Annotated in this window: 13 protein-coding genes; 10 read left to right on the top strand and 3 right to left on the bottom strand. The window is 45.5% G+C overall.

Translation table 11 applies throughout. The features are described from left to right. Positions 1-640 precede the first annotated feature (640 nt). Positions 641-1,060 (top strand): hypothetical protein, encoded by a 420-nt coding sequence (locus FN831_RS03085; RefSeq protein WP_142526757.1) that lies wholly within the window; start codon positions 641-643, stop codon positions 1,058-1,060. Positions 1,061-1,069: 9 nt separating this feature from the next. On the opposite strand, the gene FN831_RS03080 is transcribed toward FN831_RS03085, so the two are convergent. Then, complete coding sequence (locus FN831_RS03080) at positions 1,070-3,460, bottom strand: ABC transporter permease (protein WP_142526756.1); 2,391 nt, start codon at positions 3,458-3,460, stop codon at positions 1,070-1,072. 277 nt (positions 3,461-3,737) lie between these two features. Between FN831_RS03080 and FN831_RS03075 the strand changes: the two genes are divergently transcribed. After that, the gene (locus FN831_RS03075; RefSeq protein WP_142526755.1) at positions 3,738-4,181 is read left to right on the top strand and encodes a hypothetical protein; all 444 of its coding nucleotides are present in this window, start codon (positions 3,738-3,740) and stop codon (positions 4,179-4,181) included. Here the strand turns inward: FN831_RS03075 and FN831_RS03070 are convergent. Next, positions 4,178-5,251 (bottom strand): isoaspartyl peptidase/L-asparaginase family protein, encoded by a 1,074-nt coding sequence (locus FN831_RS03070; RefSeq protein ID WP_246101318.1) that lies wholly within the window; start codon positions 5,249-5,251, stop codon positions 4,178-4,180. The genes FN831_RS03075 and FN831_RS03070 overlap by 4 nt on opposite strands. A gap of 296 nt (positions 5,252-5,547) precedes the next feature. Here FN831_RS03070 and FN831_RS03065 point away from each other — a divergent pair, with 296 nt between their 5' ends. Further along, positions 5,548-9,810, top strand: a complete 4,263-nt coding sequence (locus FN831_RS03065; protein WP_185960365.1) for a hybrid sensor histidine kinase/response regulator — start codon at positions 5,548-5,550, stop codon at positions 9,808-9,810. A 74-nt stretch (positions 9,811-9,884) separates the two neighbouring features. Here the strand turns inward: FN831_RS03065 and FN831_RS03060 are convergent, their stop codons facing one another. Continuing rightward, the gene (locus tag FN831_RS03060) at positions 9,885-10,409 is read right to left on the bottom strand and encodes a DUF2911 domain-containing protein (protein WP_142526753.1); all 525 of its coding nucleotides are present in this window, start codon (positions 10,407-10,409) and stop codon (positions 9,885-9,887) included. A gap of 292 nt (positions 10,410-10,701) precedes the next feature. Between FN831_RS03060 and FN831_RS03055 the strand changes: the two genes are divergently transcribed. The 7 genes from FN831_RS03055 to FN831_RS03025 all read left to right on the top strand — a co-directional run bounded on the left by FN831_RS03055 (position 10,702) and on the right by FN831_RS03025 (position 20,747). After that, entirely contained in the window at positions 10,702-10,965 is a 264-nt protein-coding gene (locus FN831_RS03055; RefSeq protein ID WP_142526752.1) for a helix-turn-helix domain-containing protein, read from the top strand. Between the two features lie 87 nt (positions 10,966-11,052). After that, a complete protein-coding gene (locus FN831_RS03050) occupies positions 11,053-11,616 on the top strand; it encodes an RNA polymerase sigma factor (RefSeq protein WP_142526751.1) in 564 nt (187 codons plus the stop codon). Between the two features lie 83 nt (positions 11,617-11,699). Beyond that, entirely contained in the window at positions 11,700-12,716 is a 1,017-nt protein-coding gene (locus FN831_RS03045; RefSeq protein ID WP_142526750.1) for a FecR family protein, read from the top strand. Positions 12,717-12,825: 109 nt separating this feature from the next. Next, positions 12,826-16,278: a SusC/RagA family TonB-linked outer membrane protein gene (locus FN831_RS03040; RefSeq protein ID WP_142526749.1), complete on the top strand. Its 3,453-nt coding sequence runs from the start codon at positions 12,826-12,828 to the stop codon at positions 16,276-16,278. An 11-nt stretch (positions 16,279-16,289) separates the two neighbouring features. After that, positions 16,290-17,780, top strand: a complete 1,491-nt coding sequence (locus FN831_RS03035; RefSeq protein WP_142526748.1) for a SusD/RagB family nutrient-binding outer membrane lipoprotein — start codon at positions 16,290-16,292, stop codon at positions 17,778-17,780. 55 nt (positions 17,781-17,835) lie between these two features. Next, a complete protein-coding gene (locus FN831_RS03030) occupies positions 17,836-19,335 on the top strand; it encodes a DUF5689 domain-containing protein (protein ID WP_142526747.1) in 1,500 nt (499 codons plus the stop codon). Further along, positions 19,335-20,747: a calcineurin-like phosphoesterase C-terminal domain-containing protein gene (locus tag FN831_RS03025; RefSeq protein ID WP_142526746.1), complete on the top strand. Its 1,413-nt coding sequence runs from the start codon at positions 19,335-19,337 to the stop codon at positions 20,745-20,747. The genes FN831_RS03030 and FN831_RS03025 overlap by 1 nt, the downstream gene beginning before the upstream one ends. Positions 20,748-20,817 lie beyond the last annotated feature (70 nt).

Genomic DNA, 20,817 nt, shown 5'->3' with positions numbered 1-20,817 from the left:
ATTAATTACTGGCGATAATATCTAATGGGCTGATCAACTTAACGACAAATTGTAAGCTATTAAACTCACAGCTAATATTGCATAATCCTACCCTGCGGTAAACATCCGCAAACAAGTCATACTGACACAAAAATTCTGTAATTTATTATCCCTATTAAACAAATCTAAAAATATTTATGAGATTTTCACACAAATAGATGTTATTAATAAGCGCTAAATCACCACTCTTTTTTAGCTCAAATACACCATCAGGTTAAAGTTACAACACTAAATCGGATTAGTTGTAATTTGTTTATAATCAGTTATATGAAAGAATTACATAGATTGTACATCACTGTAAAATTATATTTTGCAACATACATTTTTAAGCCGCCAAACAAAACAATTGCAACTCAAAAATCCAGGCTGCAGAAATTTTTCCTTATTGCTAAAAATTGGTTTAATTTCAATTATTAATCCCACATATTTGTGTCAGGATTTCTGGTGCGTACCATAAATACGCAGAATAAAATTCTGTATAATTCGTCGTTTTTTATGAGAGCCGGTTTACTCATCCGGCTCTCATTTTTTGTAGCGTTTTGCGCTCCGCCTGCGCTTTACAGGAAGAAGCCAATGCAGGCTTTCACATGCGCATCTTTTAATGAAAAAAATCTTAACGCTCTCAATCAGCATCTTACTGTTGCTGTCACTAAACAGCTGCAAAAAGAAAACCGAAGAATCAAGCCTGAACGGCAGCTGGGAACTTAAACGTATTGAAGGTATCCAAATTGCCGGTGCTGACCCAAACTTTGCATCCGGAACGGGCAATATCCTCACCTTCAGCGGCAGTAACTTTGAATGGTACGAGAATAATAAACTCAAAGCAAGCGGAACATTTACCGTGCAGCCAGACGTGATGGCCATCAATAACAGTACATCCAATTACAGCCTGTTGTTCAACAACAATAAGGATAAAGTATATATCAATCTTACGGGAAAGAAACTGATCGTTTTCCTGGGCGTTATCGCGGCCGATGGTACAGAATCACATTACGAAAAAGTAAAGTCGCTCCCGCAGTAGTACAAATAGCTACTCATATTTCAGGGCATCAACCGTATTCGCCACCGCAGCCTTATACGATTGTATGCTCACGGTAATCAGGGTGATCAGCATGGAAATTGCAAACGCCAGCATAAACGGCCATATACTGATATCTATCCGGTAAGCAAAGCCAGATAGCCATTTAGCTATAAAAATATAGCCCAGCGGCCAGGCAACCAGATTTGCAATCAGAACCATCAGTACAAATGAGTTGTTCAGCATCTTCACTAATTCCAGTGTTGATGCACCCAGCACTTTCCTGATGGCCACTTCCTTTGTCCGCTGGGAAGCAACAAATGATACCAGGCCAAACAGACCGGTGAAAGAGATGAAAATGATCACTCCCGCAAATACCCTGAACAAAACACCGGTTATCCGTTCGCTTTCATAATGCTTGTTCACCTCATCGCTCACAAACCGTGCGCTGTAAATGTAATTGGGAAAAGCATCATTCCACAAGGACTCCACCTTCTTCATTGCGGGCATAAGGAGCCTTGTGTCTATTTGAACAGCAGCTTTATAGTATTCGTTCTTCTTCGGAAAAATAAGCAATGCAGAAATACTTTCTTTCAAAGACTTATCATTAAAATCTTTGATCACGCCCCTGATTGGCAGCATATTACCGCCGGCTTCAATTGTTTTCCCAAGTACCTCCCGCGGATTTGAAATTCCCATCTTTCTGACAAAAGTCTCATTTACCACACAAGCCTTAACGGTGTCAGTTTTAAAGTCTGCTGTACCGGCAATCACTTTCAGGCCAAACAGCTTGTAATAATTGCCATCTGCGATAGACATTCGCAGTTCAAAGTCAGTATTCTTAACGCCATTATAACTAAAATCTGTCGCCCAGGTATCTTCAGATAATGGAGGGATCGTGCAATAACTCAACATTTTGACACCCGGTGTATGCAGTACTTTTTCTTTAAAAGTGTTAAATCTGATCCGGCTGAGGCTATCGCCCGGCATATTGACCATTGCAATGGAGGATGTTGTAAAGCCCAGTGGTTTTTGCTGTATATACCGCATCTGGCCAACGATGATCAGCGTACCAATGATCAAAACAATAGTTACTGCAAACTGCAGTACCACCAGGATTTTCCGTAAGCTTAAACCATTATTGTTGATCGTCACTTTGTTCTTTATGGCCAGTGCGGGACTAAAACCAGAGATCACCATTGCGGGATAAAAACCGGCAAGTACACTTACAAGGATCAGCAGGATAAACATAAAGATAAAAACGACCGGATCTGATGCCAGGCGCAAAGTCATCCTGTTGCCCAACAGATTTTCCATTGCAGGAATAGCAAGCTCGGCTAATATGCACGCTGCTAAAAGAGACAGCATCACCACAGAGCAGGTCTCGGTTAAAAACTGAATGACTAACTGACTGCGTTTACTGCCCATTACCTTACGAACGCCCACCTCTTTAGAGCGGTATACAGACTGGGCGGTGGACAGGTTGATGAAATTTATGCAGGCCGTCAGCATTAAAAACACGCCTATCGTGGCGAGGCCATAAATATGGCTCATCGTGATGGAGGTATCAGCGAAATTTCCGTATTGTTCGCTAAAATGTATAGCTCTCAAAGCCTGCAAAGCAACCTTCTGGTTGCCTGCAATCTTTGGGTCCTCAAAATACTTTTTGTTAAAATGTGCCAGAGGGCTTTGCAGGTCTTCTACCTTTAACCCTTTTTTTAAGAGCACGTAACATTCCGTTTGTGAAGCTACAGCATCCCAGTTCTTAGCATTTTTCTGGTCGAAAGTCTGGTAACTGACCACGATCTTCAAAGGCAAACTGCTGTTTTCAGGCATATCTTTAAATACACCTGTGACTTTCAGGTTCGTCTGATTACTTAACAGGATCGTTTGCCCGATGGCATTCCCTGTACTGCCAAAAAATTTCTTCGCCGTTGCTTCAGACAGGGCAACGGTATTTGGAGCCGCCAGTGCCTGTTCAGGATTTCCATGAAGCCAGCTGATGTTAAAAATATCAAAGAGACCGGGCCCGGTATAAAACACCCCATCTTCTGTTTTGAAGATGACCCTGCCAGTTTTATCCTTCACATGTATCATCCGCCATCTGCGTACCAAAGGAGAAACTTTCTCAAGGCCGGCAAGTTCATTTGCTGCAGCAGCGAACAGCGGAACAGGAACGCCCTGGGAATAATCGCTGTAACTATCATACTTCCAGCTGGTCACAAAACGGTAGATCCGGTTTTCATTGCTGTACCCATTGTCGAAATTCAGTTGGAAGCGTATAAACAGAAAGATCAGGATACAGCATGCCATTCCTACTGAAAGACCGAGTATATTAATGAGCGTATAACCTTTATATTTCCAAAGGTTCCTCCATGCGATTTTAAAGTTCAGTTTAAACATACGAAAGGTTGCATATTGATTCAATATCAGCGATCTGTATGCCAGTTTTTAAACAGTTGGTCTCTGTCCCTAAACAGGCTTTTTCAAAGAAACCTAACCGCCAGACTGTTCATTTCTGATCATTCATCTGCCCGATAACGTACAGTACTCGTTTCTGCCTGAAATAGTTCCTGTCTGCGCGGAGCCCGGTCTGGGGCCGCGCCATTATTTATATAAAAATATCACAAACATTCATCAAATCAACATGTTGTACCCACAACACTAACCCAGAAATAAAATGAGCAAAATAACAAACCTGATTGCAGGACTTGCCGGTGCAGCAGCACTGAATATCCTTCACGAGACATTAAAAAAACAGAGCAGCAATGTCCCAAGGGTTGATCTTTTGGGAGAAGATGCTATCCAGAGAACACTGCGTTATTTTGGGGGACATATAGACGATAAGGAAACGCTGTATAATGCAACACTGGCAGGCGATCTGGTAGGCAATACACTTTATTATAGCCTGATTGGTGCCGGCTCTGCAAAATATCTTTGGCCAAAAGCCATATTTGTAGGATTAAGCGCAGGTATCGGAGCCGTAAAATTACCCAAACCTATGGGCCTTGACGACACGCCTGTAACTAAAACCGACGAGGTAAAGATCCTGACTGTTGGATATTATTTATTCGGGGCACTCGTTACCGCAGCGGTTGTGAACCTCATCAATAAGAAGGCTTAGTCTTTTTTAAAGATCAGCACCTCGATTTTGCCATCTTCGGTAACAGTTCCTCTATACATCCCTTCGGTATTGAATGGCATCGCCATATGGCCTTTTGCATCAAGTGCGATCAAACCGCCGTCTCCGCCCATCTTGCCAACCTTTTCAATTGCTGCCCGGGCGGCATCTGCAACAGTCATATTCTTATATTCCATCATCGCAGATATATCGTATGCCACTACATTCCTGATATAAAACTCTCCCCAGCCGGTACATGAGACACCGGCTGTTGCATTATTGGCATAAGTTCCGGTGCCGATTATTGGCGAATCGCCGATACGGCCATACTTTTTATTGGTCATGCCTCCTGTAGAAGTTCCCGCAGCAAGGTTGCCCGCCTGATCCAGCGCCACCGCTCCTACTGTACCAAATTTATAATCAGGATTGATGGTACCAAGGCGCATGGATTTTTTACCTCCATGATCCACTTCTGTTTTCACAGAATCATCTTTTATTGCTTTCTGCAGGCCGTCCCAGCGTTCTTTCGTGAAAAAATATTTAGGGTCTACAATTTCAAGTCCCGCCTGTCTGGCAAAAGCTTCGGCACCAGGGCCCGCCATCATCACATGTTCCGACTTCTCCATCACTGCCCTTGCAGCAGAAATAGGATTTCTGATTACCGTAACTCCTGCCACGGCTCCTGCCATTTTTGTTTTTCCGTCCATGATCGCAGCATCCATTTCATTGCGCCCCTCATGCGTAAACACGGCTCCTTTACCGGCATTAAAAAGCGGGTTATCTTCCAGGGTATGTATCGTGGCCTCCACGGCGTCAAGACTGGATTTACCGGTTTTTATTGCATTGTAACCTGTTTGCAGTGCAAGTGTTAAACCCGCCCGGTAAGCCGCCTCTTTTTCTGCATTCATATTTTTTCTGCTCAGCGTTCCGGCACCGCCATGAATAACCATTACGTATTTTGGCTCTGTCATTTGTGCAAAAGAGGCTTGTGCAAAAGAGGCTTGTGCAAGCAAACACATCAATAAGACTACGCCCGCTTTTAGTTGCTTGAAGTTCTGAATAATACCAATCATATATTTCGGTTTCTAAGGCCATGAATATAATCAATCCAGCCTTTGGTTCCTAAGCAGAAAATGCGCTGATTATATCATATCATGCACTATACTTTTATAAAAAAGCTTTCGCATTGTATATACTCACCGCGAGTATTGTGCAAGCGAAAAATCGGCAGACAACAATTCTGCTTAAATTGATTAAAAGCAAAGATTATATCTTTTTTTTGTCAAAACTTACCATAATAATATATTATCTTGTATGTAATTAGCGATACCTTCAATCCAAAACACCCTAAACCATTTATAAACACAAATTGATTTCCAAAATTAAACCATTGCTGATTATTTTGCTTCAGGCAATCTCAATACTAGCATTCTCTCAAAGTCAACAGATACATTTCTCGCATATTGGTTACAGGAACGGCCTGTCAGAAAGGAATGTCAATTATATCTATCAGGGCAAAAGAGGTTTTATGTGGATTGGTACCCGGGACGGTCTCAACAGGTATGACGGGTATAAAATCAAAGTATTCCGCAACAACCCGGATGACCCCAACAGCATCAGCAACAACTATATCACCCATATTGCAGAGGATAAATATGGAAATATCTGGGTAGCAACGATGGGCGGCGGATTAAATAAATTCGACCGCAGGAGCAATAAGTTTTCGCATTATCAGCACCATCAGGGAGACGATCAGAGCATCGCCAGCAACTTTATCAACAGAATTGTATTTGATGACCAGGACAATATCTGGATTGCAACGCAGAATGATGGGTTGGACCTCTTCAATACAAAACTGAACAAAGCGGTCCATTACCGCAACCAAAAGCTTGACCCTAAAAGTATCAGCGGCAATAATATCATTACGGTATTTAAAGACAGCCGCAATCACATCTGGGCAGGGGACCAGCTAACCGGGCTCAATCGGTTTGACAGCAAGACCCGCAGCTTTACCAGATTTTCACACCAGGATCGTGTTCCGGGCAGTATTTCAAGTAACAGGATTACGTACCTGTTTGAAGACAGCAGCAGCCAGCTTTGGATAGGTACACAGGATCAGGGCCTAAACCTGTACGATTACGCCAGCAATAGTTTTAAACACTTTGTAACGGATAAGAAAAATAAGAATTCAGTTGCGGGCAACAGCATACAGAGCATCGCGGAAGATGATCAAAAAAATCTGTGGGTAGGAACTGAAAATGCCGGGCTGAGTATTTTTAACTATAAACAAAATACATTTGAAACCTATGTCCATGATGATGTTGATCAAAGCAGCCTGAACACCAATTCTGTGGATGCCATCTTTAAAGACCGTTTTGGAAATATGTGGGTGGGCACTTTTAGCGGCGCCCTGCACCTTTATAAAAAGTACAGTACCAACTTTACGCATTACAAGCACAGCAGGAGCCCAAACAGCTTATCAAACGATTTTGTACTGAGCATTTTTGAAGACTCCAACCACCATTTCTGGCTGGGAACAGATGGCGGCGGGCTCAATTCATTTAACAATCGTACAGACGATTTTACAGTATACAAGCATCAGGAAGGCAGGAACAGCATTTCTGGAAATTACGTTCTTGACATCAGGGAAGATCAGCATAAGCAGCTCTGGATAGCTACCTGGGGCGCCGGGATCAGTGTTCTGGACCTGCAAACAAAGCAGTTTCAAACCTACAGGCACAACACAAAGGATGATAACAGCATCAGTGCAGATAATATCTATACGATATGTCCTGATCCCGGAGGGAAAATATGGATAGGCACATTTGGCGGCGGACTGGACCTGTTTGATCCGGCAACCAATCAATTTACCCACTACAGGCATAATGCCGGTGATCCAAAAAGCCTCGCCAGCGATCGTATCAATTCATTATTAAAAGACAGTAAGGGCAACCTCTGGGTAGGCACTAATGATGCCGGACTGGATCTTTTTGAGCCTGGAACAGGGACATTCAGGCATTTTAAACATACTGCAACTAAAACCAGCATCAGTAACAATACCGTGGTTGATATTAAAGAGGACCATGCCGGTAACCTCTGGCTCTGCACTTTTGACGGCCTTAACCTGCTGGATCCCTCAAAAAAAGTTTTTACCCGTTTCTCTACGGAAGATGGCATGCAGAACAATTTTACCTATGCCATTCTCGAAGACAACCGGTATAACCTCTGGATCAGTACAAACAGTGGACTCTCCAGATATAACAGCAAGCTGGGCACTTTTACAAATTTTACTGATGAAGACGGGCTGCAGGAAGATGAATACAAACCCCATTCTGCACTCAAAAGCAGTACAGGAGAGTTGTTCTTTGGCGGCGTGAATGGTTTTAATAAATTCTATCCAGAACAGATCAGGGATGTAAAATCCAGCGCCCCGCTCCTGTTAACGGGTTTTCAGTTGTTTAATAAAGAAGTAGCTATAGCAAAAGACAGCTCCGACACTTCTGTTCTGAGAGAAGATATAACAGAAGCCAAATCCATCACCTTGCCTTATGATCAATCTACCATTTCTTTTGATTTTGCACTGCTCGACTTTCTCTCGCACGGAAAAAAGAACTATTCTTATTTCCTGAAGGGCTTTGATAAAAGCTGGAATAACGTAGGGCGCAAAAACTCTGCTGTATACACGAATTTGCCACATGGCGATTATACCTTTATGGTGAAATGCCGCAACAGTGATCAGAAAGGATCTGTCACATCGGTAATCAGGCTGCAACTGATTATCGTACCGCCATTCTGGTTAACCTGGTGGTTTAAGCTGATTTCAGCAGTAGTTTTACTGACGGCTGTTTATCTGGTATACCGCTCCAGGATCAACTCCATCATCAGGCAAAAAGCAACACTGGAGACACTGGTAAAGGAACGTACCTCAGAGGTTTCTATGCAGGCAAGGGAATTACAGTCCATCAATGAAGAACTGCAGGTACAGTCTGAAGAACTCCAGGCCCAGTCAGAAGAGCTTATGGTACAGTCAGAAGAACTCCATTACCAGCGGGAACAGGAACATCTTGCACGCACCGAAGCAGATAAAGCTAATCAGGCAAAAAGCATTTTCCTAGCCAGTATGAGCCATGAAATCATGACTCCAATGAATGGGGTGGTGGGCATGGCCTCTCTGCTCACAGAAACCAGCCTTACCGAAGAGCAGAAAGAATACACTGATGCCATCATCAAGAGCGGCGAAAATCTCTTAAGCGTAATCAATGACATCCTGGATTTTTCAAAGATCGAATCCGGCAAAATGGATATCGAGCAGGAAGATTTCAATCTGAGAAACTGCATAGAGGAAGTGATGGATATGTTCTCGCAGAAATCGGCCCGCCAAAAGATCGATCTCGTTTATGATATTGAACACCAGCTGCCCCTGCAGATCACCGGCGACAGCCTCAGGTTAAAACAGGTGCTGATCAACCTGGTCAACAACGCGATAAAATTCACTGAAAAAGGAGAAGTATTTTTAAAAGTAAGCCTCAGCCAGGTCCTCACTGAGGATAAATTACTGATTGAATTTAGTGTCAGAGACACCGGCATCGGCATTCCGGCAGATAAAATCAAAGATCTTTTCAAGCCCTTCTCGCAGGTAGACTCATCCACTACCCGCAAATATGGGGGCACCGGACTGGGGCTGGTCATCTGTGAACGAATTATTAAACTGATGGGCGGCGAGATCTGGGTAGAAAGCAAGATCAATGAAGGCTCTACTTTTCATTTTACTGCCCGGGTCATCAAAAGCGCAAAGCAACTCTTTAATGCCCCGCTGGAGACCGTACATCCTGAGATCAAAGGAAAGCACATCCTGGTAGTAGATGATAACTATACCAATCGTGTGATACTCAATACCCAGCTCGAACTATGGGGCTTTATCCCGGTTACGGTATCTTCAGGACAGGAAGCCCTGGAGGTGATGAAAGTAAATGACAACATTGAGCTGGTGATCACAGATATGGAGATGCCGGAGATGAACGGTGTTGCTTTTGCAAAGGAAGTCAAAGCCAGTAACAGCAAGTTACCGGTGATCATGCTCAGCTCCATTGGTGACGAAAGCATGAAAAGCTTTTCCAATCTCTTCTCCGCAATCCTTACCAAGCCCGTGAAGCAAAAACAATTGTGGAAAAGCATTGAAAGACAGTTTTCGATCTTCCACAGTTCGCCGGCAGAAGATAAGCCCACGCAGGTACTGAGCGACCGTTTCAGCGAATCATATCCCTTAAATATTCTCGTTGCCGAAGATAATCTGATCAACCAGAAACTGATTGAAAGGGTGCTTCACAAACTGGGCTACCAGATTGAAATGGTGGATAACGGGAAACAGGCCGTGGAGCAACTGCTGCTGCAGCAGTTTGATGTGGTGCTGATGGATATTCAGATGCCTGTGATGGATGGTATGGAAGCCACCAGGCTGATCCGCGAAACCCTGCCCTATCAACCTTATATCGTAGCCCTTACGGCAAATGCAATGCCCGAAGAAAGAGACATCTACCTGAAAGGTGGAATGGACGAGTATATCTCCAAACCCATGAGCCTTGAAAAATTGAAGGAAATTTTCATCATCGCCTATAAAAGTATGCTGAAATAAAAGTGCCCCTGGGATTTTTAATCCGGGGGCACTATATAAAAGATAAAGCGGAATTTAGAAATGAAAATTAACGCTTATTTGATCGGAACCAGTACTGATGAGTTTTCCCAGGCCAGTACGACGCCTTTTGGTGTAACCTCATATTTAAGGCGCTCTACAAGTGCAGGAGTTTTAACAGTTTTAACCACGATAGTAGTTACATCTTTTTCAGGAACGCGTGTAGAACCATTTTTTCCGGTGCCCCACTGTCCTGTCTGCGAGTTGAAAATCACCTTCCAGGATTTTTCGTTAGGAATGACATAGATGCTGTAAGATCCAGCTTCAAGAGGTGTTTTTCCTACCATTACCTTTTTGTCAGTTTTAAATACTGTAGCTTCATTTGCTCCGGCTCTCCATACTTCGTTGTACGGCAGCAGGCCACCAAAGATCTTGCGGCCTTTTACAGCAGGACTGCTGTAGCTGATCGAAATATTTGCACCATTAACGGTACCTGTTGCAGTTGCAGCCGGACTTGGCCTGCTTTCCTGTGCCCGCATTGTTGTAGCTGACAGCACTAAGGCAAGTGCCAATACTCCAGACTTGATTGTTTTGATCGTCATACTTTAGTTTTTTTGATTAATTGGCGTAAGTATAATTAATTATATCCTCAGAGAACGGTAAAGCATGCCGTGACGCTTATATATTACAAAAATACGACAGATACAGGCTAGGCTCTCATAACGATTTCTTTGCGTACTTCACACCCTGAGGTTGTATAAAAATAAGCGTCGCTACTAATTACGTGGTTTAACGCATATATTTCTGTTATATCACCCGCAAATAACACGTATATACACGCTCAACATTTATTACTCCTTCAGGATATATTTGTTATAACGTAAACCTACTAATATGCAGCAGCCTCTTCTTGATCCGATCGAACAATATACTATTGACGTAACGATTATGCTAAGAAGAAAACATAATCTTAAACAGAGTGATATTGGTAAGATTATCAATACAAAAACATCCTTCATTGGAAATGTTGAAAATTATAAAAATCCTGCCAAGTATAATTTAAAACATATCAATGCCCTGGCCAACTACTTTGATATTACACCAAGATATTTCCTGCCGGAAAAACCAATCACCAAACAGGATCTTATCACAAAATAAGGGCGGTATTCTTTACAGGCAACGATCCCGGGTATTTAATATTAAGTTAATATCACAACCCTAGATTTGTAAAAACAACCAACCGGCATGTACCTGCAACTTACAGATGAAGCTTTAACAGATCTTTTAAGGAAAAATGACCATTTAGCCCTTGAAACTCTTTTCAACCGTCATTACAAGCCTCTATGCCAGTTCTGCGCGGTTTACACCAGGGATTACGCGGCTGCAGAAGAAATTATAGCCAATCTTTTTATCAAGTTATGGGATGGCAGGCATGGCTCCCTGATCCTCAACATCAGGAGTTACCTGTTTGTATCAGCAAAAAACCTGGCACTCAATTACAATCAAAAAAAGAAAGAACCTGTAGATTCCATTGAAGATATCAATATCTGCGAATCTAAGTTTCAGGACCGGGATACCCCATTCAGGATCCTTTCCAGCCGCGAATCTTATGCAGGTATCCTAACAGTAATTGATACTCTTCCGCCCGGTCAGCGACAGATCCTCCTGATGAGCCATATCGACAGTCTCGACAACCGTCAAATATCCACGATCCTGGGGATCTCCGTGCGTACCGTAGATACCACCCTGTACAAATCCATCAAAAAACTGAGGTTGCTGTTAAAAGACTTCCGCCGGTCTGCTTCCTGAAATTAACGATTTGTTAATATAACCTTAACGCTTCCGGATACGTAGAACTGATTAAAATCCTGTCTTTCCTTTTAGAGACAGTAATGGAAGACAACAGCTACAAATTAATTATTGCATATTTTGAGAAGACCATCAGCGATGAGGGCCTCAACCAGCTACAGGAATGGATAGAAGCGAGCCCGGAGCACCTCTCTCAGTTCAGCGAAACCATCCAGATCCTTGAAGCATCAAAATCCTATTTTAAACAGCAGGTATATCCAGAAAAAGCCTGGTCAAAAATCCATGCCCATATCAGCAGGGAGGATCTCCCGCAATTGGCAAAGCGGCAGGGCCGCAAATGGATCAGCTATGCAGCAGCCTGCCTGATCTGCTGCATCCTGGGCACCGCGTTATACCAGTACCGCCCTGGCAGCAGCGAAATATACCAGACCGTAAGCAATCGCAACGGACAGCAGGCCAGGTTTACCCTTCCCGACAGTTCAGTGGTATATCTCGGCGGGGGAAGCACGTTAAAATATCCAAAAAACTTTAACGGAAAAATACGTAACGTAGATCTCGACGGAGAGGCTTTCTTCGATGTTGTTCATCAGTCTGCACATCCTTTTACGGTAAATACGGGCGACATTACTACGGTAGTCCTGGGCACCTCTTTTAATATCAAAGCATATGATACTGAGCATAAGGTAGCTGTTACCGTAAAAACTGGTAAAGTTGCCGTGATGGCAAAGCATAATGGACAGGACCAGGTGATCAAATATCTGCTGCCGGATGATCAGATCAGCATTAACACCCAAAACGGCCTGTATACATTCAGCGAAATCAGCGCAAACGATGTAGTTTCATGGATCAACCATGATTTTATCTTTTACAATACGTCCCTGGAGGATATCGCCACGGCGCTGGAGCATCATTATGGGATAGCTATAGAATTTACAGATCCCGACCTCAGTAAAGTGAGGCTTACTGCCAAGTTCAAAAACATTACACTTACTGAGGCGATGGAAAACATCAGCATCCTCTCGGGGCTCGCCTTTACACAAAACGGAAATCACCTGTACATCTCAAATAATAACCAAAAAGGAGGAAAGATTATGAAATAGTATCTACCAGGCCATTAAAGACCATGAAGCCCGGAATTGCTCTAACAATCCCAGGCCGGTTATTGAACATTTAAACTCACCGCTAAGCAAGAATAAATCAATTAAACATATGAAAAAATTGTGGTTATTCACCATACTTTTACTGCTATATATCCCTTTTGGCGTGTTTAGCGCAGGGGCACAGCCTGTAACAAATAAAAAAATCTCCTTCGGGGCAGAAGGAATTACCCTCAAAAATGCTTTCCAGCAGCTGGAAAAACTGGGCAATGTAAGCATCAGCTATAACAACAATACGCTGGACGAAAACAGGACGGTAAGAATTGCGAAAGGACAGCGCAGCATCGAAGAAACACTCAGTTTACTATTAAAGGGAACCGGATCTACCTACAGGCAAACAGGCGGCCAGAATATACTGATCATTCCGCAGGCACAGGGAAAAGGCCGCATTACCGGAAAAGTAATTTTTGCAACAGGCGAACCTATACCCGGGGCATCCATAAGGATCCGCTCGGCGGGGATTGCCGTCATGTCTGTCAACGACGGCAGCTATGTACTGAACGCAGATGCAGGAACTTATACTGTAGAGATCAGCTACCTCTCCGCACAAACAAAAACGGTAGACAACGTTACGGCAAAAGCCAATGGGACAACCGTCCTTAATATAACGCTCAATGAGGCAGACAACAGCCTTAACGAGGTGGTTGTAACCGCGCTCGGCATCAAACGCGAGCAAAAATCACTGGGATATTCGGTCACAGAAGTAAAGGGCGAGCAGCTCACCAGTGCCCTCTCGGGCAATTGGACGGATGCCCTTTCCGGCAAGGTAGCCGGGCTTAACCTGGTGCGTTCCAACAGTGGCCCCGCGGGTTCCAACAAGATCATCCTGCGCGGAGAGAACAACCTTACGGGGGATAACGAAGCCCTGATCGTGGTAGATGGGGTAGTGATCAACCAGGGCAGCGGCAGGCGGACGTCCAATGCAGGCGAAAACGTATACGGTACCAGCAGTGATAATTTGCCTGCGGATTACGGCAGCAATCTGAACGACCTGAACCCCGAGGATATCGAAAATGTAAGTGTGCTGAAAGGCCCGGGAGCTGCCGCATTATACGGACAGCGCGGGGCAAACGGCGCCATCATTATCACCACCAAATCCGGTGTTAAAAGAAGCGGACTGGGGATCACTTTCAATTCCAATACCTCGATGGAATCTGTAAACCGCTGGCCAGACCTGCAGTATGAATACGGACAGGGAATCGGTGGTTCCAGGTATTATTCATATGGTGCGGGGCCGGATGGTGCAAGTACCAGCGGTACCAGCTCGGCGTACGGGCCAAAATACGATGGACAGATGTTCTACCAGCTTGACCCTGTAACGCAAAAACAATCTACCGTAAGAACACCATGGGTACCTTATAAAAACCAGAGCCGTGAGTTTTTCGACGTAGGGCGCACCTATACCAACTCCATCAGCGTGGATGGCGGTACGGATAAAACATCGGCCCGTTTCTCGGCTACTAACGTAACCAACCATTGGATTACCCCCAACACAGGATATACCCGCAACAGCGTCGCCTTATCGGTAAATTCCAAGATCAATGATAAACTGACGATCAGCTCAAAGGTAAATTATAACAATAAAAGCAGTGCCAACCTGCCCGGCGCAGGATATGGTAACCAGTCGCTCATGTACTGGTATATCTTCTGGCAGCCCAGTGCAGACCTCAACTGGCTTAAGAATTACTGGGTAAACGGCCAGGAAGACAGAAAGATCTTCTACCCTTTCAGTACTTTCCCGGAGAACCCCTATGCCATCTCCGAAGAATTTATCAATAAATCCAGCCGTAATTCGGTAACGGGCAATGTACAGGCTGAGTACAAAATCACCAGCGCACTCAGTTTGCAGGTAAGAGCTACACTCGATATGGGCTATGAACAGCGTGCACAGGAACGTCCGTATGATGCCGGCACCAAATATCCGAAAGGATCTTACCGCACACAGAACATCTACTCACAGGAAGCGGGCGGGGATTTCCTGCTGCGTTATAACAAAAAAGTAAACAAAGATTTCAATGTTACTGCAACGGCCGGCGGCAGTATGCTGCGCAACAATTACAACAGGGATGAAGTACGTGCCGATTCACTGGTATACCCGGGAATCTACTCCATGGCCAACAATGCAGGGCCGCTGATCAGCGCGCCCTTTAAATCGAAATATGCACTGAACAGCTTCTATGGATTGTTGTCAACCAGCTTCAGGGACTATCTGTATATGGATATCACAGCCCGTAAAGACTGGGTGAGTACGCTGGCTACTGCCGACAGGACCGACCAGGTGGGCTTCTATTACCCTTCTGCCAGTCTCAGTTTTATCGCTTCTGAAGCATTCAAACTGCCTGAAGTTATCAACTACGCCAAACTGAGGGCATCACTTGCCGGTGTGGGCAGCGGAACAACAACACCTTACCAGACTACATTTAACTATATTACTGCCGGCAGCACCTATGCCGGCGGCTTGCAAAATCCGCGTACGCTCTCCAATGCCAACCTTCAGCCGCTGCGTACCACCACACTGGAGCTTGGGGCAGAGATGAAATTCTTTAAAAGCCGCCTCGGCTTTGATGTGGCCGTGTACAGCGGCAATACCAAAAACCAGATCCTCAACCGTACTGTAGATCAGTCTTCCGGTTTCAGTCAGGCGGTGATCAATGTGGGCAGGGTAAACAACAAAGGACTGGAGATTTCAGTAAACGGTATACCCGTCCAGACTCCGGGAGGTTTCAGCTGGACAGTCTTTGGCACCTTCAGTGCCAACAAAAACAAGATCCAGGAGCTGGCAGACAGCGCGGTAGTATTGCGTAACGGCCCTACCGGCGGTGCGCAGATCGTGGCACGGGTTGGCGGAAGCATGGGCGATCTGTTCGGCCGCGGGTACCTGCGTTCGCCCGACGGGCAAATCGTTTATGATGCGGCTACAGGATTCGCCAAACTATCCAACGACCTGGTTTACCTGGGCAACACTACCGCGAAATGGAAAACCAGTATGGGACACGATTTTAAGTATAAACAGTTTGGCCTCCACCTGTTATTTGATGCCCAGTTTGGTGCTGTAGCCTATTCCCTCAGCAATTACAAACTGGCAGAACAGGGCAAGACCACCAATACCCTGCCGGGAAGATACAACGGTATAATCGGTAATGGCGTAATCCTGAATGCGGACGGTACCTATCGCAAAAATGATGTGATCGCTACAGATGTCGATGGCTACTACCGCTCACATTACGGGATAGACAATGCCGAGGGCAATACCTTCTCTACCAACTTTGTAAAGTTCCGCGAGGCCAGGCTTGATTTTACGATTGGCAAAAACCTTACCCACCGCCTGGGGCTGCAGCGCGCAACTGTAGGTGTGTATGGCAGGGACCTGTACATCTGGTCCAAGTGGCCGATTTTCGATCCTGAGTTCGGAACCCTGTCCGGCAGTGATATTGTACAGGGCTTTGAAGTGGCGCAGTTCCCTTCTACACGCACCTTTGGTTTCAATCTGGTTATCGGTATTTAATATTTAAAGAAATGAAGACATATTTTAAAATCATTACTGTCCTGATGTTAGCCCTTGCCACACTATCATCATGTAAACACGGATTTGTGGAGCTCAATACAGATCCCAATGGCACCCCTAACGCATTGCCGCAGCAACTGCTGGCGCCGGCACTAGTAAATACCGTAAGCACCAATATGTTGCGCAACCGCAATTTTAACAATGAGCTGATGCAGGTAACGGTAGATCCCGGCGATGGCGAAGGCAAAGTTTTCAGGTATGATATCAAGCGTACCTGGGCAGATTATACCTGGAACAATTGGTACACACAGCTTACCAACTTTAAGGATATTTATAATGTAGCCAGTCAGCCCCTCACCTACAGCAAAACTTATATGGGCATATCGCTCATCTGCCAGTCCTGGGTATATGCGATGCTGACCGACACTTACGGCGATGTTCCCTATTCGCAATCCAACATGGGCAAAGAGGGCAACTTTACGCCCATCTTTGATCAGCAGAAAGATATCTATCTGGATATCTTTAAAAAACTGGAAACTGCCGATACGCTGCTGATTGGTGCCGGAAACGTTAGTGCTTCCAGTGATCCCGTTTACAATGGCAATGCTGCAAAATGGCGCCAGTTTGGAAACAGCCTGTACCTGCGCCTGCTGATGCGGCTTTCCGGCAAGGCCGAAATATCTGCAACCTGCATCGCGAAAATTAAGGAAATTGTAGATACCAACCCTGGAGCCTATCCCATCATGAACAGTAATGCCGATGCCGCAATATTACGCTGGACAGGCGTGGGCGCACTTACCTCGCCATTTATTGGCGGCGTGCGTGAACAGGACTTTCGCGCAGTAGGGATAACCGAGTTTTTCATCAATAACCTTAGTCGCTGGGCCGACCCAAGATTAACACCCGGCAACCGCTTTTCCATAGCCACTTACCAGGGAAGTTTTGTAGGTGTGCCAAGCGGTTATTCACCGGGACAGATCCTGGCGATCAAATCATACTTTCTGTCCACCACCTCTGCCACTACCCTGATGAACGAACCGCTGATGGGCAATATCATGAATTATTCCGAGCTGCAGTTTATCCTGGCAGAAGCGGCTGCAAAGGGATGGATCGCCGGTGATGCCAGAACGTATTATAACAATGGTACTTTATCAGGCATCACTTTATGGGTACCTGCATTTAATACGCCCATCGAAACTTATCTGGCCGCTGCGGATATTTCATGGAGCAATACCGCCACGCTTGACCAGAAGATGGAGCTGATCCATGCGCAAAAGTATTATTCCATGTTCGGTACCGACTTTGAGCAGTGGTTTGAATACCGCCGTACCGGGCACCCGGTATTACCAAAAGGTGCCGGACTGGTCAACAACGGCATCATGCCCGCACGCCTCTATTATCCGGTATATGTGCAGTCTTCCAACCCCGACAATTACAAAGCGGCAGTAGCATCGCAGGGAGCTGATGAGATCAGTACACAGGTATGGTGGCAAAAACCTTAGTTAATCAATGGATATCCTTATAATAATATTGAAATAAATGCAGATCAGTTATCAAATGAAAAAGATATATTTATTCCTTGTCCTCATCGCCATGGCTGCATTCTCCGGATGTAAGAAAAACGATAATGCAGAAGGAACGCTCAGTCCGGTGATTGCCATCGTGGATTTAAAAGATCTGTACAAAGGCAGTGACCTTAGCCTCAGTACGGCAAATCTTGCGGGTGCCAAAGAAATTGCTGGTGTAGTGATCTCGGATGCCCAGTCAGCAAATACTCCTGCCGGGATCGTGGTCATCCAGAACTACCGCCGCAATGCGCTGAGGGGTATTGCCCTGGAACTGGGTGCCGCAGCGGCCACCTATAAGCCCGGCGACTCTGTCATTGTACAGGTTGCAGGCGCAACGCTCGGCAGGGTAAACGGCAGCATGCACCTCAAAGGCCTGCCTGCAGGCGCCGTAAACAAAGTTGCAGCATTAAACACCCTGAACCTGCAATCCGTTCAGTCGGGCACCCTGCTTGCATCACCCGATGTATACGAAAACACCCTTGTCACTATCAGCAAGGCGGTTACCGAGCCGGAACCTCAGCCGGGAGACACCTTTAAAGGTGATAAAACCATCAATGATGGTTTTGGTAAGTTAACCCTGCATACAGAAGCCTCGGCAACATTTGCAGCAGCTGCAATCCCTGCAAGTGCCAACTTCACCGGTATCCCTGTGATTGTGGCCAGTGGCGATAAAACAAGTATTCAACTATGGCCGCGTACCGCAGATGATGTTTTTGAGCTGCCACTGATCAAGCCTTCGCCCGTAATAATTACCGGGTACCTGACAGATCCGAACGGTACAGATGGAAATTATGAATATATTCAGCTGCTGGCTACCCAGGATATTGATTTCGCAGTTACCAGTTATTCTCTTGTGGCCTGCAATAATGCAGGTACCAACCCCGCTCCTGCCAATGGATGGGCTGTAGGTGCTGCCCGGAGCTACAAACTTAACCTGGTCTCAGGAAAAGTGACCAAGGGCCAGTTCTTTTATGTTGGCGGCAGCAAGAATATCTGGGGCGCGGGCTCAACTGATATCAGTGCGGCGCCATGGATCAACAGCACGCAGTATGCCAATGTTCCGGGGGCAGACTTTGGCGCAGCAAGTACCAATCTGCTGGCCAACAGCGGTAACGTTGCGGGTATCGCTGTGTTCAGGGGCATCACGGTAAATGCGTCAACCGTTCCGCTGGACGTGATCATGTATGGTGGTAACGGTACCGTTTATGCTGCAGGCCCGCCGGAAATTGGCTACAGGATTACAAATACCGACTACTACAGTACCATCAACCCGGTTACGCGCTTAACCCAGGGCTTTTACGGCGGCGGAACAAATACGTCCAAATTAACCTTCCCGGCAACCGGAAACTTTACCCAGCTTGGCGGTATCTATGATGCCTCTACCGGGCAATGGATTGCAGGGCGGACGGTTACCAGCATCCCGCTGACCAAAACATCAGCACTGAACACCATAGAAACAGGCACAGGTTTTACCACACTTAAAAACTAATGAACAGAAGATCATTCCTCCGCAGCGCGGGCCTCATTGCCGGAAGCGCATTTATCGCACTTAATACCAATGCCCTTGGCTTTGCTGATAACACACTGATTAAAGGCAGGGTAATCGCTGGCAAAAAGGGCTTAATAAATGTAGCCATCTCCGACGGATTTACCGTTGTCCTTACAGATGACAGGGGCCATTATGAGCTGATGCCCAGCGAAAAAGCGAAAAGTGTTTTCATGAGCACACCAGCCGGTTACCAGTACAGAAATGACTACAACATCGCCAGGCAGTATGAAAAACTGGATGGCAGCGGGCAGTTTGATTTTAAACTGGAGCCGCTAAAGGCAAATGATAACCATCATCATTTTATTATCTGGGCAGATCCGCAGGTAAAAAACAAAAAAGATGTACAGCAGATGATGGAGACCTCCGTTCCTGATACCATCGCAACGATCAGGTCATTGGGAAAAGATGCTTTGGTACATGGCATCTGTGTGGGCGATATGGTTTGGGACAATCATGCGCTCTTCCCTGAGTATAATGCAGCGATTGCAAAGCTGGGCATCCCCTTTTTCCAGGTGATCGGCAACCACGATATGGATTACCGGATGGGTGGCGACGAAACGTCGGATGTAACCTTCAAGAACTTTTACGGCCCTACGTACTATTCCTTTAACCGCGGCAAAGCGCATTATATCGTACTGGACGATGTGCGTTACCTCGGTACAGAGCGCGAATATGACGGATATATCACCGAAGAGCAGCTTGCCTGGCTGGCCAAAGACCTGGAGCATGTGGCGCAGGACCAGCTGATCATTATCAACCTCCATATCCCGGTTTACAGCGGGGTTAAAAATAATGCCGCCTTTTATCAGGTATTGAGGGCCTACAAAAACGTGCACGTGATGTCTGGCCATACACATTATCATGATAATAATTTCAGCAATGGGGTTTATGAGCATAACCACGGTACCGTATGCGGGGCCTGGTGGACGGGGCCAGTTTGTACTGATGGCACGCCGCGGGGTTATGGCGTTTATGAAGTAAATGGTACTGACCTGAAATGGTATTACAAATCAACCGGACTGCCTAAAGAAAACCAGATCAGCTTGTATGTAGAAAAACAGGACAGCCAGATGCGCCTGCTGGCAAACATCTGGGATTATGATCCGCGATGGAAAATAAGCTATTTCCTGGATGGTAAAGCAGCGGGCGAACTCAATAAAGAAACAGGATATGATCCGCTTTCGGTTGATTTATACCGCGGAGAGAATAAACCGGAGGGCCGGCATTTTGTGGAGCCTCACCAGACAGGACACCTGTTCTCGGCGAACTTTGATGTGTCAGTAAATAAAGTGAAAGTAGTGGCTACTGATCGCTGGGGCAATCAGTACCAGAGCGAGATTTCTGCGAAATAGACAGTTATTTTAATATACTGCCTCAGGTATCTGAATTTCCTGAGGCAGTATTTGCGAAAAGGTATACTGT

It is taken from the genome of Pedobacter westerhofensis (genome assembly GCF_900182595.1).
Classification (GTDB): domain Bacteria; phylum Bacteroidota; class Bacteroidia; order Sphingobacteriales; family Sphingobacteriaceae; genus Pedobacter; species Pedobacter westerhofensis.
The sequence above is the reverse complement of the archived record's forward strand: the minus strand, read 5'-3'. Positions and strand labels throughout refer to the sequence as shown.